The organism is Pseudomonas sp. R3-41 (assembly GCF_054161485.1).
The window spans coordinates 4,255,587-4,279,516 of sequence record NZ_CP096421.1 but is presented as its reverse complement, the minus strand read 5'-3'; the positions used below and the strand labels follow the sequence as shown (position 1 = coordinate 4,279,516).

The window sequence follows — 23,930 nt, the reverse complement described above, 5'->3', positions numbered from 1 at the left end:
TGTCAGCCAACGATGATGTTGAATCTGATAATGCCTTCGCGAGCAAGCCCGCTCCCACAGGGTTGCGCAGTTGTGCTCATGCCACATCAATGCAAGGTAACGCCCTCAAGCCTTGACCCAACGCTGGCGACTCCAACCGCTTAACGTATCGACGGCCAACACCAGCAACAGCATCGCCAGAATCACCGTGCTGCCTTGGGCTTCCTGGAACAGGCTGAGGCTGACGTAGAGCATTTGCCCCAAGCCCCCGGCACCGACGAAGCCGAGCACGCTGGCCATGCGGATATTGTTTTCCCAGCGATACAGGACATAGGCCAGCAGTTGCGGCAGGAGATTGGGCAGCGTGCCGTAACAGAACGCCAACACGGCGTTGCCACCCTGCAGGCGGATGGCGTCGGCAGGTTCCGAGGGGGTATTTTCCAGGGCTTCGGCGAACAGCCGGCCGAGCACGCCGGTGGTGTGTAGCGCCAAGGCCAGGGTGCCGGCATTCGGGCCGAGCCCCGCGGCGAGGACCATCAGCGCGGCCCACACCAGTTCTGGAACGGCACGCAAGGCGTTGAGCACCAGGCGCGATGCGCTCTGCAGGGGCCAGCCAAAGCGCCCGGCTGCCGGCAAGGCCAACAGCAGGCCGAACACCGCCGCGAGCAGGGTGCCCAGGGCCGACATGGCCAGGGTTTCCAGGGCGCCGTGACCGATCGCCTTCAAATGAGCCAGGCTCAGGTCTGGACTGAAGAAACGCTGCGCATAAGCGCCCATCTGGTGCAGATTGCGACTGTCGCCGAGCTCGCCCAGGTCGATGCCGAGGTAAACGAACGAGGCGATGACCGCCGCGCCGAGGCACAGGACAATGGCCGCGTTGATCAGGCGATTCATGCCAGCCTCCAGCGCAGCAGGCGGCTGAGTTGATCGGCGAGCAGCACCAGTGCCAGGAATGTCAGCAGCAGGCTGGCCACTTCGCCGCCGGCGAACATGCGCAGCGACAGGTCCATCTGCTGGCCCAGGCCCCCGGCACCGACGAAACCCATCACCACCGAGGCGCGGATCGCGCACTCCCAGCGATACACCGTGTACGACAACAGTTCCGCCGCGACATTGGGCAGGATCCCGTAGCAGAAGGCGGCGAGTCGGCTGCTGCCGGACTGCAAGAGTGCGTGGGCCGGACGCTGGTCGACCGATTCGTAGATTTCCGCGTAGACCTTGCCCAGCATGCCGCTGTAGGTAATCGCGATCGCCAGTACGCCGGCCGTGGGGCCGAGGCCGACGGCGCGGACGAAGAGCAGTGCCCAGACGATTTCCGGGACGCTGCGCAAGAAGATCAACAGGCCGCGTACCGACCAGCGCAGCAGTTGGCCCCAATAGCCAGGGTGGCCGGCACGGGAGGCCGCCGACAGTGACAGGGCGCGGCTGGCCAGCAGGCTCGCGGGCACCGCCAGCAGCAACGCCAGGGCCATGCCCGCCGTGGCGATGGCCAGTGTCTGCAAGGTGGCCTGCCACAGCAGTTCAACGAACTCGTCGCCATGGGCGGGCGGCCAGAACGCCGCGACAAAGCGGCCCATCTCGCTCTGGCTGTCACTCGCCACCAATACGCTGAGGTCCAATTCGCTGAACCGGATGCCCGGCCACAGCAGCACAAGGGCCAGCAGGCTGAGCAGCAGGCGAGGGCGGGTGGCGGGGTCTCGGGTATCGCGTGTCAGCATCGGGGGATCTGCACGCTCAAGGTAGTAGGGGGCGTTGGTGAAGGCTGCAGTTGATCGTTGGCGTAGAGCGTGTCGAGCAGCGGACGGTCGACCGCCTCGGTGGGCAGGTCGAACAGGATCTGCCCCTCACGCAGGCCAATGACCCGGGAAAAGTGCGCCAAGGCCAGTTCCACCGCGTGCAGGCTGGCGACCAGGGTCACGTTGTGCTCCCGGGCATGCTGGCAAAGCACCGAAAGCGTGTGTTCGGCCAATACCGGGTCCATGGCCGAAACCGGCTCGTCGGCCAGCAACACCTCCGGCGCCTGGTACAACACCCGGGCGATGCCCACGCGTTGCAGTTGACCGCCGGACAGTTGCTGGCATTGCGCGAACAGTTTGTCGCCCAGGTCCAGCCGGGCCAATGCCGCCCTGGCGCCGGGAATGTCCAGCGGGTGCAGCAGATTCAACAGGCTTTTACCGATGCCCCACTGACCGAGCTTTCCGGCCAGGACCGCCGTGACCACCCGCTGGCGTGGCGGCAGGGGCGGCGCTTGGTGGATCAGGCCGATGCGCGCGCGCAAGCGCTGCCGCTGACGGGCAGGCAGCTGCCAGGCACGCTCGCCGAGCAGCTGCACCTCGCCGTTGCCCGGGCGCAGGGCGGTGGCCAGCAGATTGAGCAGGCTCGACTTGCCGGCACCGGACGGGCCGATGACCGCGACCTGTTCGCCGGCGCCGATGTGCAAGTCGATGCCCCGCAACGCCTGGACGCCGTTGGCATGGGTTACGCTGACCTGGGTCAGTTGCAGGGTCATTTGAGCAGTTCGGCGGCGCGCGCGGCTTCCTCGATGCCCTTGTAGTTCTCAGGCTTGGTTTCGATGAAGCGGCTGGCGGCTTGCAGGTCGAGGATTTCCTTGTCCTTCGGGTTGGCCGGATCGAGGGCCAGGAAGGCCGCCTTGATCTTGGCCGCCAACGCCGGGTCGAGGGTTCCGCGCACGGTCCAGTTGTAGTCGAAGTAGGTGGGGGTGGTGGCGAACACCTTGACCTTGGCCGTATCGACCTTGCCGGCCGCGACCAGTTTTTCCCAGACGCTGGCGTTCAGCACCCCGGCGTCGACCTTGCCGGCCTGGACCCAGGCGACGGTGGCGTCATGGGCGCCCGAATAACCCACGCGGCTGAAGTAGGTTTCCGGCTTGATGCCGTCCTGGAGCATGAAATAGCGCGGCATGAGGCTGCCGGACGTCGACGACACCGAACCAAAGGCGAAACTCTTGCCTTTGAGGTCGGCCAGGGATTTGACGGCAGGGTCGGCGGTGATGAATTTACTGGTGAACTGGGCGTCCTGTTCGCGCTGGACCAGGGGGATGGCGTTGCCGGTTTTCAGGCGCGCCTGTACGAAGGTGAAGCCACCCAGCCAGGCCATGTCGATCCGGTCGGTGGCCAGCGCCTCGACCACGGCCGGGTAGTCGCTCACGGGGACGAACTCGACCTTCATGCCGGTCTGCTGTTCCAGGTAAGCCCTCAGTGGCTTGAACTTGCGCAGCAGCTCGGTCGGGGCTTCGTCGGGAATCGCGCTGACTTTCAGGGTGTCGGCGGCCTGCGCCAGCCAACTGCAAAACGACAGGGCAACACCAGCGGCCAACGCCAAGGACGGCTTGAGCATGAAGGATCTCCGATACAGGAAGGCAAGGAAATATTGAAGCGTCAGCCCACAGGGGCAGTACGCCGTTCTGTGAGGGTAGACGAAGGAAAGGGATGTTAACCGTTTCTGGCTATGAACTCACCCAGCCCACAGGGGAATTGGGCCAGACATCAATACTCGCAGCGCCTCGGAACAGTGTGGGAGCGAGCCTGCTCGCGAAGGCGTCCGGTCGGTTGAATGGATGTTGGCTGATGCACCGCTTTCGCGAGCAAGCCCGCTCCCACAGGGGAAATTGGGCCAGGCATCAATAGTGGCAGCGCCTCGGAACAGTGTGGGAGCGAGCCTGCTCGCGAAGGCGTCCGGTCGGTTGAATGGATGTTGGCTGATGCACCGCTTTCGCGAGCAAGCCCGCTCCCACAGGGGAATTGGGCCAGACATCAATACTCGCAGAGCCTCGGAACAGTGTGGGAGCGGGCTTGCTCGCGAAGGCGTCCGGACAGTTGAATGGATGTTGGCTGATGCACCGCTTTCGCGAGCAAGCCCGCTCCCACAGGGGAAATTGGGCCAGGCATCAATAGTGGCAGAGCCTCGGAACAGTGTGGGAGCGAGCCTGCTCGCGAAGGCGTCCGGTCAGTTGAATGGATGTTGGCTGATGCACCGCTTTCGCGAGCAGGCTCGCTCCCACAGGGGAATTGGGCCAGACATCAATACTCGCAGCGCCTCGGAACAGTGTGGGAGCGAGCCTGCTCGCGAAGGCGTCCGGACAGTTGAATGGATGTTGGCTGATGCACCGCTTTCGCGAGCAAGCCCGCTCCCACAGGGGAAATTGGGCCAGGCATCAATAGTGGCAGCGCCTCGGAACAGTGTGGGAGCGAGCCTGCTCGCGAAGGCGTCCGGTCAGTTGAATGGATGTTGGCTGATGCACCGCTTTCGCGAGCAAGCCCGCTCCCACAGGGGAAATTGGGCCAGGCATCAATAGTGGCAGAGCCTCGGAACAGTGTGGGAGCGAGCCTGCTCGCGAAGGCGTCCGGTCAGTTGAATGGATGTTGGCTGATGCACCGCTTTCGCGAGCAAGCCCGCTCCCACAGGGGAAATTGGGCCAGGCATCAATAGTGGCAGCGCCTCGGAACAGTGTGGGAGCGGGCTTGCTCGCGAAGGCGTCCGGTCAGTTGAATGGATGTTGGCTGATGCACCGCTTTCGCGAGCAGGCTCGCTCCCACAGGGGAATTGGGCCAGACATCAATACTCGCAGCGCCTCGGAACAGTGTGGGAGCGAGCCTGCTCGCGAAGGCGTCCGGACAGTTGAATGGATGTTGGCTGGCACACCACTATCGCGAGCAAGCCCGCTCCCACAGGGGAAATTGGGCCAGGCATCAATAATCGCAGCGCCTCGGAACAGTGTGGGAGCGGGCTTGCTCGCGAAGGCGTCCGGTCAGTTGAATGGATGTTGGCTGATGCACCGCTTTCGCGAGCAGGCTCGCTCCCACAGGGGAATTGGGCCAGACATCAATACTCGCAGCGCCTCGGAACAGTGTGGGAGCGAGCCTGCTCGCGAAGGCGTCCGGACAGTTGAATGGATGTTGGCTGGCACACCACTATCGCGAGCAGGCTCGCTCCCACATAGATATGTGACGGCAGTAGGTGAACAAGCCGATGCCGGGCGTCCCTGCCAGGCGGGTCTCAATAGACCAGGGGCACGATCAGCTCCGGTGGCGTCGGGCTGCGGGAATAGTCTTCCTGCCGTTCCCGCTGCGGCAGCTCGATGGTCGGCAGTTCCACTTCTTCATAGGGCATTTGCCCCAGCAGGTGATGAATGCAGTTGAGCCGGGCCTTTTTCTTGTCGTCGGCGTGCACCACCCACCAGGGGGCCTCGGCGATGTGCGTGCGCTCAAGCATGATTTCCTTGGCCTTGGTATAGGCCTCCCAGCGCCGACGGGACTCCAGGTCCATGGGACTGAGCTTCCATTGCTTGAGCGGGTCATGAATGCGGCTGAGAAAGCGCAGGTGCTGTTCCTGGTCGGAAATGGAGAACCAGTACTTGATCAGCTGGATGCCGGAGCGGGCGAGCATCCGCTCGAATTCCGGCACGGTACGGAAGAACTCTTCGTACTGGTCGTCGGTGCAGAAGCCCATGACCTGTTCGACCCCGGCGCGGTTGTACCAGCTGCGGTCGAACAGCACGATCTCACCTGCCGCCGGCAGGTGCGAAACGTAGCGCTGGAAATACCATTGAGTCCGTTCACGGTCGTTGGGGGCGGGCAGGGCGGCAACGCGACACACCCGGGGATTGAGCCGCTGGGTAATGCGCTTGATCACGCCACCCTTGCCGGCGGCGTCCCGTCCTTCGAACAGGATCACGACCTTGTGCCCGGTCTTGACCACCCAGCTTTGCAGCTTCACCAGTTCGCCCTGGAGGCGGAACAGTTCGCTGAAATACAGTCGGCGGCTTTCCTTTTCGCTGCTTTGCGGGGCGTGTTCATCGAACAGGGCGTTCAGGTCATGCCCGTCTTCGGACAATTCCAGCTCCAGTTCTTCGTCACTGTGATCGAGCAACTCGCGGTGGATGCGTTGTACCAAGGTGTCCTGGGTTGAAAGCATGGTGGAGAACTCGGTCGTGGAGGCGCGATCCACGCTATCTGCAGTTTGTTACATAGTAGTGACGTCATCTACGCTTCATGCGTTTGTCGTTGGCTAAAACAGGGAGTGTCATCCAGGTGTCATCGAACGCGTGGCAGGATCCTCGCAAATCATTGTGGGATGCTCGGCAGCGCTTGTGCCTGCTGGCTGATGAATCAAGGAATACCGCTATGAAAGGCGACGCCCCCCTGTTCGCGGCCATTGACCTGGGTTCCAACGCCTTTCGCCTGATGATTGGCCAGTCGGTCAGGCGCAATCGACAGAGGGTGATCCAGGAAGTGAAAACCTTGCGCGAGCCGGTCCGATTGGCCGAGGGCTTGCAGGCCGGGGCGCTGGACGAGCTGGCGCTGGATCGAGGCTGGCAGGCCCTGGCCCGATTCGGCAAGAAACTGCGCGGCTTTGAAGCAGGGCGGGTACGGGCGGTGGCGACCAGTGCCGTGCGCGAAGCGGCCAATGCCCAGCTGTTCCTGGCCAGTGCCGAACGGCACCTGGGGTTTCGGATCGACGTGCTGTCGGGGCATGAAGAAGCCCGGCTGGTGTATGCCGGCGTGGCCCATACGGTGCCCGGCGTCGAACAGACGCGATTGGTGGTGGACATCGGCGGTGGCTCGACCGAACTGATCTTGGGGCAGGGCGCCCAACCGCTGTTGACGGAGAGCATTGCCATTGGCAGTGGCACCTTTGGCGCGCGTTACTTTCCGGGCGGACGCATCACCGCTCAGGCGCTGCTGGAGGCTGAACGCGTAGCCGTCCTGCAGTTTGAGGCCGTGGCGGCGCATTATCGCGCGCAGGGCTGGCAGCAAGTGATCGGCTCATCCGGTACGGCGCGGATGTTGGCCAAGGTGCTCAAGGCCAATGGCCTCAACGACTTCGGACAAGGCGGCATCACCTACGGCGGGTTGCTGCGCCTGTCGCTGCGGCTGCTGGAAGTCGGGCATGTCGATCAACTCAGGTTGGCCGGCTTGCAACGCCATCGCCTGGGCATCTTGCCCGGTGGCCTGGCGATCATGCTGGCGGCGTTCAAGGTCTTCGGTATTACAGACATGCTCGCTAGCGAAGCGGGCCTCAGGTTCGGTGTGCTCCATGGCCTGATGTATAAAAGCTGATCACGGACGGCTGACCCGCCGTGCCGCTTATCCGTGACGGCTCAAGGTCGAGCGTCAGCGCTTTTTGATTATCCCTTCGTTGCCAGATCCAGCCTCTTGTCGCCTGGGCGGCCGGTACGTCCGGTTATCGCAAAGCGTCGGCCTGGATCAGGATGATTGCGCGAACGGGGCTTTTCGCTCTTTCGATCTGCAGTCAGTGAAGGCACAATGCGCATCCTTTTTTGGCTCGCCTTGCCCGGAGGCCTCGAAAATGATCAAAACGCCGTACTACCTCATCGACAAACAAAAGCTGCTGGCGAACATGCAGAAGATCGCCTATGTGCGTGAGCAGTCCGGGGCCAAGGCCTTGCTGGCGCTCAAGTGCTTCGCCACCTGGTCGGTGTTCGACCTGATGCAGCAGTACATGGACGGCACCACCTCGTCGTCGCTTTACGAGCTCAAGCTCGGCCGGCAGAAATTCGCCGGCGAGACCCATGCCTACAGCGTGGCCTGGGCCGACGATGAGATCGAGGAGATGCTCGCCAACTGCGACAAGATCATCTTCAACTCCATCGGCCAATTGCAGCGCTACACCGAAGCGTCCGCCGGCAAGGTCCGTGGCTTGCGGGTCAATCCGCAGGTGAGCAGCTCCGATTACCTGCTGGCCGACCCGGCGCGACCGTTCAGTCGCCTGGGCGAGTGGGATCCGGTGAAGATCGAGCAGGTCATCGAGCACATCTCCGGCTTCATGTTCCACAACAACTGCGAGAACGGCGATTTCGGCCTGTTCGACCAGATGCTGGGCACTATCGAAGAACGCTTTGGTCACTTGCTGCATAAGGTCGAGTGGGTCAGCCTCGGTGGCGGCATCCATTTCACCGGCGAGGGCTACGCCCTGGACGCCTTTTGCGCACGGCTCAAGGCCTTCTCGCAAAAGTATGGCGTGCAGGTCTACCTGGAGCCGGGCGAGGCCGCGATCACCCAGAGCGCGTCGCTGGAAGTCACCGTGCTCGATACGCTCTACAACGGCAAGCACCTGGCCGTGGTGGACAGCTCCATCGAGGCGCACATGCTCGATCTGCTGATCTATCGCCTGGACGCCAAGCTGGCACCGAGCGAGGGCGAACACACCTACATGGTGTGCGGCAAATCCTGTCTGGCCGGAGACATCTTTGGCGAGTACAAATTCGATCGTCCGTTGTCCATCGGCGATCGGCTGTCGTTCATCGACGCAGCGGGCTACACCATGGTCAAGAAAAACTGGTTCAACGGCCTGAAGATGCCGTCCATCGTTGTGAAGCAACTCGACGGCAGCGTCGAGGTGGTTCGCGAGTTTGTTTACGACGACTACTTGTCCAGCCTCTCTTGAGCTGGCGGAAGGAGAAATAAAGAAATTGAAGAAGAACGTACTTATCATTGGTGCAGGAGGTGTCGCCAAGGTGGTGGCCCACAAGTGCGCGCAGCACAACGACGAACTCGGTCGTATTGCTATCGCGTCGCGCAACATCTCCAAATGCCAGGCCATCATCGACAGCGTCAAGGCCAAGGGTAGTCTCAAGCAACCCGCCGACATCAAGGCCTTTGCACTGAACGCTCTGGATGTCGAAGCGACCAAGGCGCTGATTCGCGAAACCGAGTCGCAGATCGTCATCAACGTCGGCTCTGCCTTTCTCAACATGTCGGTGCTGCGTGCCTGCATCGATACCGGCGTGGCCTACCTGGACACCGCCATCCACGAAGAACCGGGCAAGGTCTGCGAGACGCCGCCCTGGTACGGCAACTACGAGTGGAACCATCTCCAGGAGTGCCAGGAGAAGAACATCACCGCCATTCTCGGCGTGGGCTTCGACCCGGGTGTGGTCAATGCCTATGCGGCACTGGCGCAACAACAGCATTTCGACCGCATTGATTCGATCGACATTCTCGACGTCAATGCCGGCTCCCATGGCAAATATTTCGCCACCAATTTCGACCCGGAAATCAATTTCCGCGAATTCACCGGACAGGTGTGGAGCTGGCAGGACAGCCAGTGGACCAGCAACACCATGTTCGAAGTCAAGCGCACCGACGACCTGCCAGTCGTAGGCTCGCAGAACCTGTACCTGACCGGTCACGACGAAGTGCACTCGCTGTCGAAGAACCTCGACGTGCCCAACGTGCGTTTCTGGATGAGCTTCGGCGAGCACTACATCAATGTGTTCACCGTGCTCAAGAACCTTGGCCTGCTCTCCGAGCAACCGGTCAAGACCGCCGAAGGCCTGGAAGTCGTGCCGCTGAAAGTGGTCAAGGCCGTGCTGCCTGACCCGAGCTCGCTGGCGCCGGGCTACACCGGCAAGACCTGCATCGGCGACCTGGTCAAGGGCACCAAGGATGGCCAGCCGCGCGAGATGTTCATCTACAACGTAGCCGACCACGAGGATGCCTACGCCGAAACCGACAGCCAGGGCATTTCCTACACCGCCGGCGTGCCACCCGTGGCCGCAGCCTTGCTGGTGGCCCGTGGCGAGTGGGACGTGCAGCGCATGGTCAACGTCGAGGAGCTGCCTGCCGAGGCGTTCCTCGAGGCGCTGGATGTGATGGGCTTGCCGACGCGCATCAAGGACGAGCATGGAGATCGTCCCTGGAACCAGAACGCCTGAAGGACGCCAGGCAGGTTCCGTTCCGACTCCCCGACAGGAACTGCAGAATCCCTCTGAATTCTGCAGGCGATTGAACCAGGCGATTCACCACCGCGTGAAGCCCTGGCCATCTGAGGAAGCCTTGAAGAAATGCTCCGTATCGAAAGGTACGGAGCATTTTTCGTTTATACCCCCATCAAAATGAACCCGTGGCGAGGGAGCTCGCTCCCGCTGGGGCGCGAAGCGACCCTCAAGCCAGACACCAGTGGTGTTTCAGCAGACCGCATTCGGCTTTATTGGGGCTGCTGCGCAGCCCAGCGGGAGCAAGCTCCCTCGCCACGGTGTTGTGTTTGGCTTGGGGGAGTCGTGAGTCATCCACCGGTATAACCACAAAGGCCTTTCGGATTTCTCCATCTATCTATTCTCTCGAACGCACCTGCGCCGCTTTTGTGGCGAGGGAGCTTGCTCCCGCTGGGCTGCGCAGCAGCCCCCAGCGCCAGACGGCTCAAGCAGAAACCCTGGTCATGAACGATCATCCGACCTTACGATTGCGCTTCCAGGCCCCGGAGAAACAATCAGTGAAACCATTCAGAATTCGCGAGTTGGAAAGCACTGATGCACAAGCGCTGCTGGCCTTCGAAATCCACAACCGTGAATGGTTCGAGTCGCAGATCGACCCACGCGACCCGGCCTTTTATTCATTGACAGGTGTCGCCGATCACATCGAAAGCTACCTGGCCGATTTCGCTGAGGGTGCCTGGCACCCGTTTGTCATCGAAGATTCCAACGGGAGGATAGTGGGGCGAGCGAATCTGAAAGGCATCCATTCATCACACGGTTGCGCCGAGGTGGGCTATCGCATTGATCAACGCGCTTGCGGGCAAGGGCTGGCAACGCTGGCTCTGAAACATCTGATCCAAGAGGCACGGATGCGTTGGAACCTCACGCAGTTGGTGGCTTATGTTTATGAGAGCAATGTCGGCTCAAAGAAGGTCCTTGAACGGTGCGGGTTTGTGCCTGGAGCGCTGTCGGATGGCGAGGACATCGAGAATGGAAGCCGCCTTGTGCTTTCGATCTAGAAACTCGATCCACGCCGGACAGTGTCAGGAGTCGCTTGTACGTTTTAAATCCGTCCAAGCGACTTTCGATACAGCCAATGTCTTGGGCTATCCCCACGTTTCCTTCAGTACCGAGCGAAACAGCTCCGACAATAGCGGCTCGACTTCCTTGCGTTCGCTGCGGGTCGGCTTGATGGCCTCGAGTCGATGCAGTTCACGCTCAATGAATTTCTGAATCGGCATGATCTGCGGGGAAAGCCCCATTTCTGGTGATGCGCGCTTGATCGCAAGCAAGTCATCAATGGCCCGGTGCAATTCGGGTTCGCCGTCGATGACTTCGCGCAGCTTGTCAAACTCGATGGGCGCTGGTTTATCAAAGCGCTCCAGCCACCGTACCGATAGCAATGGCCGCAGTACGTAGAAATATTTTTTCAGCGGTACTTCAGGGGCCTGCAAGTACCCCCGGTAATTGGTCTTCGCCATGCTGCGATAATGGTAGATACCGCTTTCAACCGAGTACACCTGCGGTAGCAACGCTTTGGCGCGTTCGTGAAAGGAGCCGGAATGTTCGTAGACGATGGTGGATTGCACCCACTCGACAAACCCCGGGTTTGACTTCCAGAACAGCCTCAAGGCCTTGCGCAGATCCCAGCCATTGATGTCCATGTCATCGACGATTGGGTACTCGATGACGTCGCGTTGCTCCTCAAGGCCGACCGAGAGATACCACTCGGGTTTATTGACGTAGATAAAGCGCGCGTCGTAGTCGCTATTAGGGGATGCGAAGCCCCAGGCGCGGCTGCCTGACTCTACGGCGAGCAGGACCTTCACCTCATGTTCATTTTCAGCACGGCGCAGACGGCCTCGAACTTCTTCCTGAACAGCTATGGGAACCATAAGCTCACTCTAACCAGATGAATTTTGCATGCGCTATCACCATTTGTGACTGTGCGATTCTAAAGCAGGGGCCCCTTCGAATAACAATCCCGACTTCTTAATACTGATGCTCCACCGCAGCGTTATATCGCGACAGCAACTCATCATAGCCGGCCCGTGCTTCAGCGAGGTCCTGGTTCAGTTCTGCGGCGTCGGCCCCTGAGGCCCAGTGCTGCTGCAGACGCTCCAGGGCGGTGATCCAATCTTTGGCTGCCAAGTTGATCTGGGTCCACACGGGGCGGCTGTCGTTGGCTGAGCGTAGACGGGGCAGAGCCAGCACGAAGGTATCGGCGTCTGTCCAGACGGTTGCCAGCATTTGATGCATGACAAGCAGTTGTTGCGGGGTCAGCGGGGCGCCTTCGGTCATTGCGTCTAGGGCGTTGATGGTCTGGCGTGCCAGGATCATGAAGCGCAGCGTGTGCCAATGCTGGTCATGTCCCAGGCGTTTTTCGATGGATGCCAACTGTTGCTCGCGTAGTAGCAATTGTGGTCGCTCTAACGCTTCTTGCGAAGGTGCGGCCTGACTACTCTCCGCTTGCAAACGTGGGTTTTGGTCGAGCTGTTCCACGAGAAGCGGGTTCGGCTGATGTTCCAACTCCCAGTTCAAGGCTTGAGCTGGCGGACGCAAGTGTTCGTAGGCCTTGACGTAGCTGTTGCGTGAATCTGTCCGGTCGGCCCAACGCTGGGCTTGCCAGGTCAATGTCACCAAAACGAGAACCACAAAAATGAAGGATCGGGTATTGATCACGGTTCACTGACCTGTGGTTTTTTAAGCGTATGCCACTGAGCTGCGGACAGTTGGGTTGGGCAGGGCGAATCAGTTTGCTTGGGAGCGGCACATGTTCGTTGCGGCCAAGCCTGGAGGCCTTCGTTTGCGGCGAGGGGCTTGTTTTTGGCGAAGGCGGCGCCCAGCAAGACCACAGGAATGATCATCCCTAGGCGTAATGCGATAAGGACACCTCGAGGTACCCGCTCAGAGAATCGAGAAAAGAAAGGAATGTGAGGTTTAGACGTGGCCCACCGGCTCAAGCCCGCCAACGCGCCGAGAATGCCGAAATACGCTCCCGCTGCAAGAATGCCACCAACCATGTAGACGAGCATGCCTAGCAAGCCGACCCAGAGGCTCTCGCGGATCGGCAGCGGGGTGGGGCGTCGCAAGCTCAACCAGTGGCCGTAGCGTGCATTGATCGATTGGTCGAGGCGCCAGGCACCACGGCCCAGTGTTTTGCAGAATGCCTTGAGCCCCCAGGCGATAACGCCGAACAGCAGGGCGCGGAGGAACATGTTGATCACACTGCTGTAGAACGCGCCGCCAAGCTGATACTCCAAGGCCCAGCTCATGTAGGCCGAAGCGCCGAGCAGGGCCAGTGGCACGGCCAGGATCGGCGGGTGGCGACGCAGCGGGCGCCATAGTTCCGGGGCCAACTGAGGCATTTCGTCCAGTAGACGGGGGTAGCGAAGCTGGACGTTGCGATACAGCGTTTCGCCAGCTGCCCAATCTTTGGCGCTGAAGCTCATGCTCAAGTGCATCCGGGCATTTTCATCGGCCGATCCAAACAGCATGCGTGCAGCCTGGGATTCGCTGCTGTGGGAACCCTGGGCGAGGCGAGCCTGCTGCTGAAGGAACGTAGCGCAGTGGCTGCGGGCAAGCAGTTGACTCCACCAGGGTTCTGGACACGGACTATGGTGGCCGGTCTGCTTCCAGCCCTGTTGCGCGCAGATGGCGTCGAACAACTGTTCCGACCAAGTCGGTGCCTGCAGGAGGGCCATGGCCAGGCAGCGGTTCAGCCATTGCCGAGCGTCCAGGCTCTGTAGCCAAGGACTGGCGTCGAGCTGGCGGGCGAGATCGAGAAAGCGTTGGCTATCGTGCCAGGCCCCGGTCAGGCGAGACCATGCCAGATCCATGAGCCTGCCGCGCAGTTGCTCGGTGGCGGCGCTGGGCAGGTCCTCGCGTTGCCAAGGGGTCAGCCAGTGCAATTGGGCGATGGCCGCTTCGGCCAGGTCGTAGGTATCTTCCTGCGCCAGGCAAAACTCCAGCAGGCCGTTTTCGAATTCACGCTCGCAGGCATAAAGACGCGCCTGCGTCAGGCGGCTGGCGAGGTTGGTCGCGTCTATCGCCTCCAGGCATTGCGCCGCCAGACGCTGGCTGGGGGAAGGCCCTGTCGGTGCCTGCCTCGGGGTTGGCAGTTCCATGAGGGGTAGCTCGATGGGGGCGGGCTGTTCTTCGTCGACGGCCACTTCCTGCTGCCAATCAGCCCACGCCAAAGCCTGCTCGTAGGCCTCTCGCAGGCGCTGGAACCCTTCGGGATCCTCGTCTGGACGATGCTGTTTGAGCAGGCTTGCATACTGGCGCTTGATGCTGCGCTTATCGGCGTCCTCCGGTAGCCCGAGTACCATCCAACAGGTCATCGCCAGACACCTTCTTCCAGGCTGTCGAGCTGGGCGCTGATCTGCAGCCGGAGCGCGCGGATGTCGTGCAACTCCTGGGAATCGAGCATCTGGGCGAAGCGGGTCGCCAGCTCATCGATCCGCTGGCGAAGATCACCGCGGCTTTCCTGATAAAGGCGTTCCAGCCGGGCGAACAGCAAGGTATTGGGTTGTTCGTCCCGTGGATGGATCTTCAGCGCTTCCAGGGCCTTGAGGCGCTGGCTGATCTCTTCGCTATTCAGCACGCCGGCGTTACTGGCGATCACCAGGTTGCGTCGCTCTCCTGTCTGGACGATCTGCGCATCGGCTTCCAGGAGGCCGTTGGTATCGTAAGTGAAGCGTACGTCGATCCCCACTTCCCCGGCAGGCATAGGCGGCACCGGAATTTCCAGTTCGCCCAGGAGAATGTTTTCACTGATCCGACGGCTTTCGCCCTGATAGACCTTCAGCAGCACGAACTTTTGCTGGTCCTGGAGTGTGAACACGCGCTTGACCTTGCTCACGGGCACCACGCAGTTGCGTTCGATGATCGGCAGGTAATGGCCGTTTTCGAGCTTGCCGCCATACTCGACCGCAATTTCGATGCCCATGGAATAAGGACAGACGTCGGTGAGCACGACTTCTTCAAGTGCCGCGTCGCGGCTTTTCAGCCCTGCCTGCACGGCGGCGCCCAATGCCACGGCTTCATCGGGGTTGAGCTGGATCGAGGGAAAACGTCCGAACAGGCTGGCGGCCAATTTGCGCACGAGTGGCATACGGGTGGTGCCGCCCACCAGCAATACTTCGTCCAGCTCACTGGCACGGATACGGGCATCGCGCAAAGCGGTTTCGATAGGGGCTCGAAGGCGGCTGAACAGGGGCGCATACAGATCGGTCAGACCGGCCTGGGTGTATTCGCGACGCCATTCGCGCTCGCCCTGGCGTACTGCAAACGTTGCGCTTGATTCCTGGCCCAGGAATTTGCGTACACGTTCGGCTTCACGGCGCAGTCGACCGTAGAGCTGAGCGTCTTCAAGGGCTAGCGGGCCCTCGGTGTTGTCCGCCTGGGCGGCAACGAAATCCTGGAGCAGCAGCGTGTCGAAATCTTCCCCACCCAGGTAGTTGTCGCCGGCGCTGGCGCGCACTTCCATGATGCCTTCAAACAGCTCCAGGATGGACACGTCGAAAGTCCCGCCGCCGAGGTCGAAAACCAGGAAGGTGCTGGCGCTATCGCGCTGGTGCAAGCCATAGGCGAGTGCGGCTGCGGTGGGTTCATTGATCAGTCGCTCGACCTTAAAGCCCGCTAGCTCACCGGCAATTCGCGTGGCCTTGCGCTGGGCATCGCTGAAGTAGGCGGGGACGCTGATGACGGCTTCTTCCACGGGTTCGCCGAAATGCCGCTCGGCATCCTCGCGCAAGCTGCGCAATACCATGGCCGAGAGTTCCTCGGCCCGGAACTGTTGATGACCAAGCGTGGTGAGGCGGGCGCTGCCCATATAGCGCTTGAAAAGCGAGGCGGTGACCTGGGGATGGGTCTGTAGGCGCTCCAGCGCCGCGCGGCCGACCATGACGCGGCCTTCGTCGTCCAGGCCTACCACGCTCGGTGTCAGCCACTCGCCCAATGCGTTGGGCACCAGTTGCGCCGCGCCGTCGCGCCATGCTGCGATCAGGCTATGGGTGGTGCCCAGGTCAATGCCGACAATCATGTCCGTTGGATCTCCTTAATCGATGCGTCGCAAGGGGCTATCTGCGAGCCGGTCAGTTTATCAGTCATGTATCGGCGTATTCATGGAAAACTTTGGGGTGATCATGGGCGAGTTTGCATGAAGTCGATCCGATCCGTCACGCCGCTGGCCAATGGCGTTGCGCAGAGAATCAGTGAAGTCATCAAGATGCAGTTTGAGGCGCAATGAACGATGCGTTTCGGGGCCAGAAGATTTGTCGAATCATCGTGGCAGACGAACACCCGCTGTTCCGAGAGGGGATGACGCTGTTACTGGAGCGCCTGATACCTGAGGCAATGATTGAACAAGCTGGGCGCCAGGCACTTTGCGTTAGTCGGGATGATAATCGACGCCCGGCCAAGGCCAGGCGCCGATCCGTCCAGCGCTTACATCCAGTACCGCAAACCGACCATCAAGGACTGGGCATTGTATTCGGTTTCCACATCGGCCTGGGGCAGGCCCTGGATCTTGCCGAAGTTCGCTTCGCCGGTCTTGAAGTAGCGATAATCCAGGGACATGGACCAATGTTCGCTGAGCTCGTAAGCGACGCCGGCGCCGAGTTGCCAGGCCGTGACGGTGTCGCGATGGGTGCCGCCGAACTCGACGCCGCCAGCTTCCAGGCCTGTTATGGTCAGCACGGCGTAGCCCAGGCCACCGCCTACATAAGGTGTGAAGCGGCTCAAGGGGGCCGGCAGGTTCGAGATGTCATACCAGAGGTTGGCCATGAGGCTGGTGGCTTCCTGTTCGCCTTTGCCCTCGATGCTGGTGCCGCCTTCGTAGACCCGGTTATTGAACTGGTCCATGGTGTTGCGGCGGTAGCTCAGCTCCACCTCGGGCCGTAGCCCGACCGGGAACCGCCAGCCCAGTGCCAGCCCGGTAGCGTAGCCCGAGTGCAGCGGTTGATTGTATTCCATCTCGACGAAGTCGAGGTTGTTCTGGGTCAGGTCCTGATTAGAGACCCAGTTCACGCCACCCATGGCACTGACATAAGGGCCAAGTGTGTCGGCGAAGGTCGATGCTGGGGCGATGACACCCAGGCCAACGATGCCCATGACAAGATACTGGATGTTTTTTTGTAGGTTCATGCTAGATCCGAAATGTGCTGTTATCGATAAGTAGGCGAAGCGAGTCCGGGAAGGCGCGTTCAGCGCGCCTCCTGCCGGGAGGTATTCATACGAGGTGCAAAGGCGTCGCGGTTTTCTCGTGTCCTGGGGCGCCGATGGCCCGTTGTTCAGCCAGCGTGCACAGGTTGTCCAGTGCCGTGGTCATCGCTGCGGTCAACGCTTTGCGCAGCAGCCCGCGGTAGAGGAAGCTCAGCGGGCCGGAAATCTTCGCGCTATGGATGACATGGGTTTCATCGGGAGAAATCCTGCGCATCTGGTGATCGAATTCGAGGTCGATCCACAGCAGCCGTGCGCTGTTGCGATAGCTTTCGTGCAGGCTCACGGCTTCCAGTTTCAGTGGCATGTTCAAGCCATTCTTGAGCACACACTTGCCGCGCGTCCCCACCTGGAACGGGCCGTCGAGTTGACACTGGCGGACGTCGGTATCCCATAGCGGCGCTTCTGCAAAATTGCTCCAGATCTTCCAGATTTCAGAAGGAGGCGATTTAACTATGACTTGCACTTTGACATCGTTCACGGCGACACCTTGGTTGTGGGGGGCACGGTCATGCTGGAGGGCAGATCCATTCAATGCTCAGGCCGCCGGTGCGGATTGACTCAGCACCTGGGCGGTAATGCTCGCTTGACCGATTTTTTCGCCCCGGTTGAACAGGTCGATGTAGATGCGGTTGGTCTTGAAGGCCTGGAGCGCAGCGTCAAAACCGGCCTGCGGCGCCAAGGACAGCGGGCTGTTCCTGGGGATGGGACGATCCAGGGTGAAGCTCAAGGCCAGCAGGTTCATCGGGGTGTTGAGCGGGATGCGCAAATGGCTATGGGCGATCTGCATGTAGCACTGGCGAGCCACCTCGAGGAAATACACCATCGAATAGTGCTCGGGATCACCGGCCTGGAAGAAGTGTTCCGGCGGCAGTTTCACCGTGTCCACGCTCAGGCCTTGGGCGATGCCACTCATGTCACTGACGATGACGTTTTCCGCCCGGGCCTTGTGCAACAGGGCCTCGTCACGGCAGGGCGTGGCGGTGAACTCGCTGGCCGGCGAGGTCTCGAACGCCGAGCTGTAGGCCATCCCGAGCACGCACGTGCACATTACTTTTCCGGCCTGCATGACCTTGGCATTGAACACCTGGGAATCTTCGCCTTGCTCCACATGCAGATCGACCGTGCCGTGCTTCTGTACGTAGTGCTGGAACTTGATCGTCAGGGTCTTGATGTAGGCGACCCGTCCGCTCAGTGGCGGCATGGCCAGCTCGAGCAATTGCAGCACGCCCTCCAGCAGCAAGATGCCCGGAATGTGATCCAAGGGGTGGTCGAAGAAGTAGGGGTGCGCTTCATTCACCACCAGTTGGGCGTGCAGCGACTGAGGGCTGCGCCGGGCGTTGGTGATCACGCTATGTTCCGCGCTGCGCTGCCAGGGTGTCGGGCGCTGGGTGGTATCGCCACGGTGCAGGGCGAACAGGCTTTCCATGGCGCGCACCCGCACCCGCAGCCCGGAGAGCAGGGTACTGGTGAGCATGTCGCTGAGCTGTTGCACGTCGACACCATCGTTCTGCGGCTCGCGGACCAGACTGACAGGCGTGATGACCTGCTGCAGTTCCTGGGATGACGAATGGGCAAAGCGCAGCATGAACGGATGCTTGATGGGCGAGCTGGCCTCGGCTGTGGTCGGGCTCCATTGGCGAAGCCGTTCGGTAAACAGCCACATCACCGTCTTGCCGGCCTCACGCACCTCGATCACGCTATGGGTCGCGCCCTTCAACATCACCGCCAACAGGGCTTCGATACCACTGGCTTCAGCCAGGAAGCCGGTGATCTCCTGCAGTGATCCGCTGGCAGGCGTCGCAGCAGGCTGCAACTCACAGACATCAACGTTCGGATAATCGCTCGGCGCTTTGCCCACCAACCGGCAAGCCGCTTCCAACGAGTCGGCGGCGTGGGCGAGGACTGCGGCGCGGATCACCAGCAACGGTTTGTCTGAGGCCTGCGGCTGATAGCGACGCACCGCCAGCAGCCCCAGTCCTTCACCCTGCTGGGTTTCGGTACGCCGGGCACGCTCGACCTCGATTTCACCGCTGAGAAAACGCCCGGCACCGAGCAGGAGGGTGGTGATGCCGTTGTCGAACCATTGCGGCGAAGCCAGCAAGGTTTGCCAGAACAGGCCCGCGGTGCCGACCAGGGTCTGATGGAAACCCTTGAAGTCAAAAATCTGCGCCGGGTAGCCGGACAACATGTTCGGAAGCATGGTTGCCACGTCAGTCACTTCGACGCCCGGCGCCGCGCCTTGTGTCCGCGAAAAGAAGTTGTGGGCGCTGCTGTAGGCGTTGCTGAAGCGCTCGCCGCCCATGTTGCAGCACATGACCATCGCGGTGCCGGGCGAACCGGCCACGCCCGGCAAGCGTCGCAGCAAGTGGTTGACGCGATCGGTGATCAACAGTTTGAACGGGTCGACGTGAGCCAGCGGCTTGGGCCCCATGCCGAAGCCGTCGATATCGATGACGTGGTCCTGGGCGAGGAATTTGCCCAGCAAAGGCTGACCGGGCGCCGGGGTGTAATCGACGAAGCGCCCATAAGGGAACACGACCGAAGGCGCCGCGGGTTGGTCGAGCTGCTGCTGGAATGCCTGCAACGAACGGTGGCTACCCAGCGCGGCCTCAGCCTCGACGATGGCAAGGTCCAGCATCACCACGCCGCAGGTGTTGGCGGGGGCTGCGGCAGGCCGTTCGTTGGGAACGTATTCATCCACCACCAGGTGAGCGTTGGCGCCGCCAAAGCCGAAACTGGAGATGCCAATCCGGCTCGCCGACTGACGCGCCTCCAGAGGATGTACCTGCTGGGTGGCGAGTCGCAGGCAGGTGGCGTCGACCTTCGTGCTGGGGCGGTAGCCCGGCTGTGGGGGAATGCCTTTGTGGCGCAATATCATCAGGGCCTTGGCGAGCGAAGCGCCGCCGGCAGCGGCCAGGGGATGGCCGATGACCGACTTGATCGAACCGATGGTGATTTTCTCGCCGTCCGTGCGATGGGGTGCGAAGAAGCTGTCCAGCGACGCCAGTTCCGTCGCATCCCCCAGCGGTGTACCGGTGCCGTGGGTTTCGATGTAGTCCACGTCCTTTGGATCAAGGCCGCGATAAGCACGTTGGTAAGCCGAATATTGAGCCTGTTTGCCGGGGGCAAACACCGAGCCTTCGGCGCCGTCGGCGGACATGCCCAAGGCGCGCAAGACACCCAGGGGCCGGCGTTGCGCGGTCAGGGCCCGGGCGACCGGTTCGACCAGGAACGCAACGGCACATTCGCCCGGTACAATGCCGTCGGCGTCTTGGCCGAAGGCTTCCATCCGCGCCCGCGCGGAAAACGCCGTCAACTGCGAGAAGCCCAGGAACAGCGCCGGTGGCAGCACGGTGTTGAGGGCCATGACAATCGCGTTGTCCGCCTGGCCGCTGTTGACCAGCGCCTGGGCCATGTCCAAGGCATAGGGGAACGAGCTGCACGCGGTGTCCACCGATAGCGCCGGCCCACCCAAGGCAAAGGCCGCGGCCAGCGCCGCGACTTGTTCACCGGGGGTAAAGCCCAGCGGTGCATCGGGTTTTCCGGACATGCCGGTGACGAAATAGCTCTCGTCACTCCAGGATGTCGCGACCACCAATGCCGTGCGTTCGCTACTCAGTAGCGAGCCCTGTGCGGCCAGTTGGCTGAACAGCGTCTGGAGCACTTTCTTGCCAATGGCGACCTGTCGGCCTTCGTGCCGTGACGGAGTGGAAGCGTCGTCGGTCAGGCAAAAAGCGCTGTCCAGGTAGGTGCGATCTTTCTCGCCGGCCTTGGTTGAATAGATCGACGCCTTGTCCACGTCCCAGCGTGTCGGCATCGATTCGATCGGTGCGACCTGCCCTTGGGAAAGCAACTGCCAAAGCGCTTCCGTTGACGGCGCCCCTGGAAACTCGCCCGCCATCGCGCTGAAGCAAAAATCGCCCGCTGTTGTTGCTGCGCCACTCATACCCTGTCTCCTGATCGCCAAACTGCTGGGTGACTGGTTCGTCACCCGGATTCCATTCCTGTTGCTCGTTGCTGGGCTCAGCTCAGTCTGGCCAGCAGCGACAAGGCATCCTGGGGCGTGCGACGGGACATCAACGCTTCACCGGCAAACTCGCTGGCCGAGCACTGTTGCGCCATGGAATGGCAGAGCGCCTCCCGAGCGAAGCCGTTGAGGCCCAGTTGGGCGAACGGCGTCTGGATATCGATGGACTGCGCGGCGTCCGGGATCAACGGCGACAGGGCGTTGAGCAGCAGGTTTTCCGCCTGCCCTTGAGTGGCGGCCGCGGCAGGTGAGGGCGTCGCTTGCGGTTGGGGATCGGCCAGGGCGGCTTGGATCAGGGCAATGGTTGCCTGCGGGAATTTGGCATTGGCCAGCTCGGAACTGTGAGCCTTGAGCTGCGGCCACAGGGCGACGACCGACTCGAGGAAATCCAGCTGCACGAGCGAATCCAGGCCCAGGCTTTCATAGCTTTGTGTCGGGTCGATCTGCTCAACCGTAAAGCCGGTGATCGCCGCGAGTTGGTCGAGTACCCAACCCTGGACATCCACCGCCGGCGCCTGTGGATCGGCTTCAAGTCGGGCCAGCAAGGCGGTCGGGGTAGGGGCATCGAAGAGCTGCGCGGTGAGCGCTTTCTTTTCCGGGAAGTGCTGGGCCAGGGACTCGAAAATATCCACCAGTCCCAGCGAGTCGATCCCCAGGCTCTCGAAGCTTTGATCGAAGTCGATCTGTTGTGCCTGGAAGCCGGTGACGGCGCTGATTTCGCCGCGCAACCATTGCCCGTAGCTGAGTGCCGATGTCTCTGCGACGGTTTCGGCGACGGGCATCGGGGCCAATATGGTCGGTTTAGCGTGAACAGGCTCCAGCACTGCAACACTTTGGCTGACGGAGGTTTCGATCCCATGGGCATAAACGCCCTCGAGAACTTGTTGATGAGCATTGAAGTAATGGGCCGTGACGGTTTCGGCCTGTTCCAACACGCGCAGCAATATCGCTTCCTTGGCGACATTGGATTCGCACAATGACTCAATGATCTTTTCAGACAGAGAGAAATAGCTGTGGGCTATTCTCCCGTTGGACACGATGAATTCCTGCACCACATCGTTAAGTTGCAAGCGCATCAGGTTCTCCTAACCAAGTCGGTCGATATTTCTATATAAAAGAAAGATCAAAAATCATGGCCCAGGACTGGGCCTTGTTTATATCAATGAAGCAAATTGGCAATAGCCATTGGGCGACTTAAAGTTGGAGTTCCACTGCGTCGATCTCATAAGAGGTGGTTTTTCTGGCGCCCTTGAGCAACCCGGACCTTACGTTCAGGTAAGTCGCCAGCGTTATCGCATTGGCACCTTGGAAAGCGATGTAGCCGTCAGGACGAATCAGCATCAACGTGCCTGCCTTGGCGTGGTAGCGCTTGTGCAGTCGCCAATCGGGATCCAGCAGTGTCGAGTGCCAGGAGGGCAGCCCGGCGCTGCTCAGGGCATCGATCACGCAATAAGCCTTGATGCCTGGGTAGTCCTTTTCCACCGACTCGGCCAAGGCGTAATGGCCCGGCAATAAAGGTGAAAACTGATCGGCCGCGCTGAAGATCAACAGCGTGAACGTTCCGTGGAACAGGTCGATCAAGTGTTTTGTGGGCAGCCCTTGCAGTTGCCACAACTCGACATCGGGTGCCAGTTGCCCGGCGCGAGGTGCTGCACTCGGGAACTCGGTTTTTTTACCTTTCTTGTTCCAGTTGTAGCGCTGTTTCTTCGTCAGCGATTCCTGGATGTAATCACTCTTTTCGTAGTGATACTGATGACCGGAAATCATTGACGGCAACTTACGCTGGACCTTTTTCCGTTTACTCAACAACGGCAGGACGTTGTCACGCAGCCAGACCAGGGCGCGCCGCCGGACGGTAATCAGTCCCGTCAACCGGTGGGCGGTGTTCTCGACTTCCAGGGCAACCGGATAACGCTCCTCGTTGTAACTGTCGAGCAAGGACGGATCCGCCAGGCCCTGATCGACATAGGCGATTTTCCAGGCCAGGTTATAGGCCTCGGAAACCCCCAGGTTCATCCATTGGCCACCGATGGGGCTGCCGATATGCGCCGAGTCCCCCAGCAGGAACACCGAGCCTTGTTGCATCGTTTGCACGCGGCGATGCTGGAACGAGGCGATGGTCGTCGAGGAAATATTGGACAACGTCATCTTCTGCCCACGTCCTTCGCACAGGCGCTGGAAGTTCTCCAGGCTCAGCGACGGACGCTCGCCTTCTGGCGGCAGGTTGTAGGGCATTTCGATGAACAGCCGATAACGGGACTGGGCGCTGATCGGCGCAACCGCCACGTAACCGTCTTGTGCACCGAGGAAAAACGCGCCCTCATCCTGGCTGCCGGACCATTGGATATCGGCATCGGCGAGCATGAAAAAGCGGTCATAGGACGAACCTTCGAAGGTCATGTCCAGGCGTTTTCGAATGTTGCTGCGAGCACCGTCACAGGCGGCCACCCAGCGACTGGCGAAGGTTTCGTCGGTGCCGTCGGCATGCTTGAGCGTCATGCGCACCGAACCCGGCAGGTTTTCGATGTCCACCAGTTCGGTGTTCCACTCCACCTCCGCGCCCAGTTCCTTCAACCGCTCCAGGAGAATCTTCTCGGTTTGCGGCTGTGGCAGGCTCAAGAGCAGGGGGTAGGTCGCGTCCAGGTAGGAGAAGTTGTAGTTCAACACTCGCTTGGCATTCGACTGCACGGAAAACTGGTTGATCGTGAAACCGTCGTGAATGGCTTGCTCGGCAACCCCCAGGTCTCGAAAGATTTCCAGGGCGCGGGAATGGATCGCCATTGCCTTGGTCGCGGTCGAGGGGCCGGCGTTCTTTTCAATGATGCGAAACGCCACGCCCCATTTTTTCAGCATGATTGCCAAGGACAGGCCGATGGGCCCGGCGCCGACGATCATGACGGTCGGGGCGCTGTCAGGGCGCTTGAAATGCTTGGGGGCCAAGTTGCTCAGCGTGTTCATCGA

General features: G+C 61.0%; 18 protein-coding genes and 1 pseudogene. 5 read left to right on the top strand and 14 right to left on the bottom strand.

The features are described from left to right. Window positions 1-105: 105 nt before the first annotated feature. The 5 genes from phnE to ppk2 form a co-directional block, all read right to left on the bottom strand. Window positions 106-873: a phosphonate ABC transporter, permease protein PhnE gene (gene phnE, locus M1D99_RS18230; protein WP_434570879.1), complete on the bottom strand. Its 768-nt coding sequence runs from the start codon at window positions 871-873 to the stop codon at window positions 106-108. Continuing rightward, window positions 870-1,697 (bottom strand): PhnE/PtxC family ABC transporter permease, encoded by an 828-nt coding sequence (locus M1D99_RS18225; RefSeq protein ID WP_458130556.1) that lies wholly within the window; start codon window positions 1,695-1,697, stop codon window positions 870-872. The genes phnE and M1D99_RS18225 overlap by 4 nt, the downstream gene beginning before the upstream one ends. Beyond that, on the bottom strand, window positions 1,691-2,488 hold the full coding sequence (locus M1D99_RS18220; RefSeq protein ID WP_186707369.1) for a phosphonate ABC transporter ATP-binding protein: 798 nt from the start codon (window positions 2,486-2,488) through the stop codon (window positions 1,691-1,693). The genes M1D99_RS18225 and M1D99_RS18220 overlap by 7 nt, the downstream gene beginning before the upstream one ends. Beyond that, window positions 2,485-3,336, bottom strand: coding sequence for a putative selenate ABC transporter substrate-binding protein (locus tag M1D99_RS18215; RefSeq protein WP_458130555.1), 852 nt, complete (start codon window positions 3,334-3,336; stop codon window positions 2,485-2,487). Before M1D99_RS18215 ends, M1D99_RS18220 begins: the two co-directional genes overlap by 4 nt. A 1,659-nt stretch (window positions 3,337-4,995) precedes the next feature. Then, a complete protein-coding gene (gene ppk2, locus M1D99_RS18210) occupies window positions 4,996-5,913 on the bottom strand; it encodes a polyphosphate kinase 2 (RefSeq protein WP_186707371.1) in 918 nt (305 codons plus the stop codon). Window positions 5,914-6,122: 209 nt separating this feature from the next. Here ppk2 and M1D99_RS18205 point away from each other — a divergent pair, with 209 nt between their 5' ends. From M1D99_RS18205 to M1D99_RS18190, 4 genes are all read left to right on the top strand, one after another. Next, window positions 6,123-7,058, top strand: coding sequence for a Ppx/GppA phosphatase family protein (locus M1D99_RS18205; RefSeq protein WP_458130554.1), 936 nt, complete (start codon window positions 6,123-6,125; stop codon window positions 7,056-7,058). Window positions 7,059-7,308: 250 nt separating this feature from the next. Beyond that, complete coding sequence (locus M1D99_RS18200) at window positions 7,309-8,406, top strand: carboxynorspermidine decarboxylase (protein WP_053122737.1); 1,098 nt, start codon at window positions 7,309-7,311, stop codon at window positions 8,404-8,406. A gap of 25 nt (window positions 8,407-8,431) precedes the next feature. After that, window positions 8,432-9,676, top strand: coding sequence for a saccharopine dehydrogenase family protein (locus M1D99_RS18195; protein ID WP_122565818.1), 1,245 nt, complete (start codon window positions 8,432-8,434; stop codon window positions 9,674-9,676). Window positions 9,677-10,233: 557 nt separating this feature from the next. Next, entirely contained in the window at window positions 10,234-10,734 is a 501-nt protein-coding gene (locus M1D99_RS18190; RefSeq protein ID WP_434576533.1) for a GNAT family N-acetyltransferase, read from the top strand. Window positions 10,735-10,821: 87 nt separating this feature from the next. On the opposite strand, the gene M1D99_RS18185 is transcribed toward M1D99_RS18190, so the two are convergent. The 4 genes from M1D99_RS18185 to M1D99_RS18170 all read right to left on the bottom strand — a co-directional run bounded on the left by M1D99_RS18185 (window position 10,822) and on the right by M1D99_RS18170 (window position 15,761). Then, on the bottom strand, window positions 10,822-11,610 hold the full coding sequence (locus M1D99_RS18185; RefSeq protein ID WP_434570870.1) for a nucleotidyltransferase domain-containing protein: 789 nt from the start codon (window positions 11,608-11,610) through the stop codon (window positions 10,822-10,824). Between the two features lie 97 nt (window positions 11,611-11,707). Then, window positions 11,708-12,397, bottom strand: coding sequence for a DUF3829 domain-containing protein (locus M1D99_RS18180; protein ID WP_434570868.1), 690 nt, complete (start codon window positions 12,395-12,397; stop codon window positions 11,708-11,710). Further along, window positions 12,394-14,058: a J domain-containing protein gene (locus tag M1D99_RS18175; protein ID WP_458130553.1), complete on the bottom strand. Its 1,665-nt coding sequence runs from the start codon at window positions 14,056-14,058 to the stop codon at window positions 12,394-12,396. Before M1D99_RS18175 ends, M1D99_RS18180 begins: the two co-directional genes overlap by 4 nt. Next, the gene (locus tag M1D99_RS18170) at window positions 14,055-15,761 is read right to left on the bottom strand and encodes a molecular chaperone HscC (protein WP_458130552.1); all 1,707 of its coding nucleotides are present in this window, start codon (window positions 15,759-15,761) and stop codon (window positions 14,055-14,057) included. Before M1D99_RS18170 ends, M1D99_RS18175 begins: the two co-directional genes overlap by 4 nt. 203 nt (window positions 15,762-15,964) lie before the next feature. Between M1D99_RS18170 and M1D99_RS18165 the strand changes: the two are divergent. Further along, window positions 15,965-16,093: pseudogene (locus M1D99_RS18165) on the top strand (hypothetical protein); the annotation flags it as partial. 72 nt (window positions 16,094-16,165) lie between these two features. Here the strand turns inward: M1D99_RS18165 and M1D99_RS18160 are convergent. The 5 genes from M1D99_RS18160 to M1D99_RS18140 form a co-directional block, all read right to left on the bottom strand. Next, window positions 16,166-16,864 (bottom strand): outer membrane protein, encoded by a 699-nt coding sequence (locus M1D99_RS18160; protein WP_458130551.1) that lies wholly within the window; start codon window positions 16,862-16,864, stop codon window positions 16,166-16,168. Window positions 16,865-16,949: 85 nt separating this feature from the next. Continuing rightward, window positions 16,950-17,420: an SRPBCC family protein gene (locus tag M1D99_RS18155; RefSeq protein WP_018603832.1), complete on the bottom strand. Its 471-nt coding sequence runs from the start codon at window positions 17,418-17,420 to the stop codon at window positions 16,950-16,952. Window positions 17,421-17,477: 57 nt separating this feature from the next. Continuing rightward, window positions 17,478-20,888, bottom strand: a complete 3,411-nt coding sequence (locus tag M1D99_RS18150; protein WP_458130550.1) for a beta-ketoacyl synthase N-terminal-like domain-containing protein — start codon at window positions 20,886-20,888, stop codon at window positions 17,478-17,480. A 77-nt stretch (window positions 20,889-20,965) separates the two neighbouring features. Beyond that, window positions 20,966-22,045 carry a phosphopantetheine-binding protein gene (locus M1D99_RS18145; protein WP_186707376.1) on the bottom strand — a complete coding sequence of 360 codons (1,080 nt, stop codon included), beginning with the start codon at window positions 22,043-22,045 and terminating at the stop codon, window positions 20,966-20,968. A 118-nt stretch (window positions 22,046-22,163) separates the two neighbouring features. Continuing rightward, complete coding sequence (locus tag M1D99_RS18140; RefSeq protein ID WP_458130549.1) at window positions 22,164-23,927, bottom strand: FAD-dependent monooxygenase; 1,764 nt, start codon at window positions 23,925-23,927, stop codon at window positions 22,164-22,166. Window positions 23,928-23,930 lie beyond the last annotated feature (3 nt).

Bases quoted from the DNA above. Each gene is read 5' to 3' on its own strand.
- M1D99_RS18150 (WP_458130550.1), bottom strand. From the start codon at position 20,888: ATGAGTGGCGCAGCAACAACAGCGGGCGATTTTTGCTTCAGCGCGATG.
- phnE (WP_434570879.1), bottom strand. From the start codon at position 873: ATGAATCGCCTGATCAACGCGGCCATTGTCCTGTGCCTCGGCGCGGCG.
- M1D99_RS18140 (WP_458130549.1), bottom strand. From the start codon at position 23,927: ATGAACACGCTGAGCAACTTGGCCCCCAAGCATTTCAAGCGCCCTGAC.
- M1D99_RS18205 (WP_458130554.1), top strand. From the start codon at position 6,123: ATGAAAGGCGACGCCCCCCTGTTCGCGGCCATTGACCTGGGTTCCAAC.
- M1D99_RS18185 (WP_434570870.1), bottom strand. From the start codon at position 11,610: ATGGTTCCCATAGCTGTTCAGGAAGAAGTTCGAGGCCGTCTGCGCCGT.
- M1D99_RS18170 (WP_458130552.1), bottom strand. From the start codon at position 15,761: ATGATTGTCGGCATTGACCTGGGCACCACCCATAGCCTGATCGCAGCA.
- M1D99_RS18160 (WP_458130551.1), bottom strand. From the start codon at position 16,864: ATGAACCTACAAAAAAACATCCAGTATCTTGTCATGGGCATCGTTGGC.
- M1D99_RS18215 (WP_458130555.1), bottom strand. From the start codon at position 3,336: ATGCTCAAGCCGTCCTTGGCGTTGGCCGCTGGTGTTGCCCTGTCGTTT.
- M1D99_RS18175 (WP_458130553.1), bottom strand. From the start codon at position 14,058: ATGACCTGTTGGATGGTACTCGGGCTACCGGAGGACGCCGATAAGCGC.
- M1D99_RS18220 (WP_186707369.1), bottom strand. From the start codon at position 2,488: ATGACCCTGCAACTGACCCAGGTCAGCGTAACCCATGCCAACGGCGTC.
- M1D99_RS18225 (WP_458130556.1), bottom strand. From the start codon at position 1,697: ATGCTGACACGCGATACCCGAGACCCCGCCACCCGCCCTCGCCTGCTG.
- M1D99_RS18145 (WP_186707376.1), bottom strand. From the start codon at position 22,045: ATGCGCTTGCAACTTAACGATGTGGTGCAGGAATTCATCGTGTCCAAC.
- ppk2 (WP_186707371.1), bottom strand. From the start codon at position 5,913: ATGCTTTCAACCCAGGACACCTTGGTACAACGCATCCACCGCGAGTTG.
- M1D99_RS18200 (WP_053122737.1), top strand. From the start codon at position 7,309: ATGATCAAAACGCCGTACTACCTCATCGACAAACAAAAGCTGCTGGCG.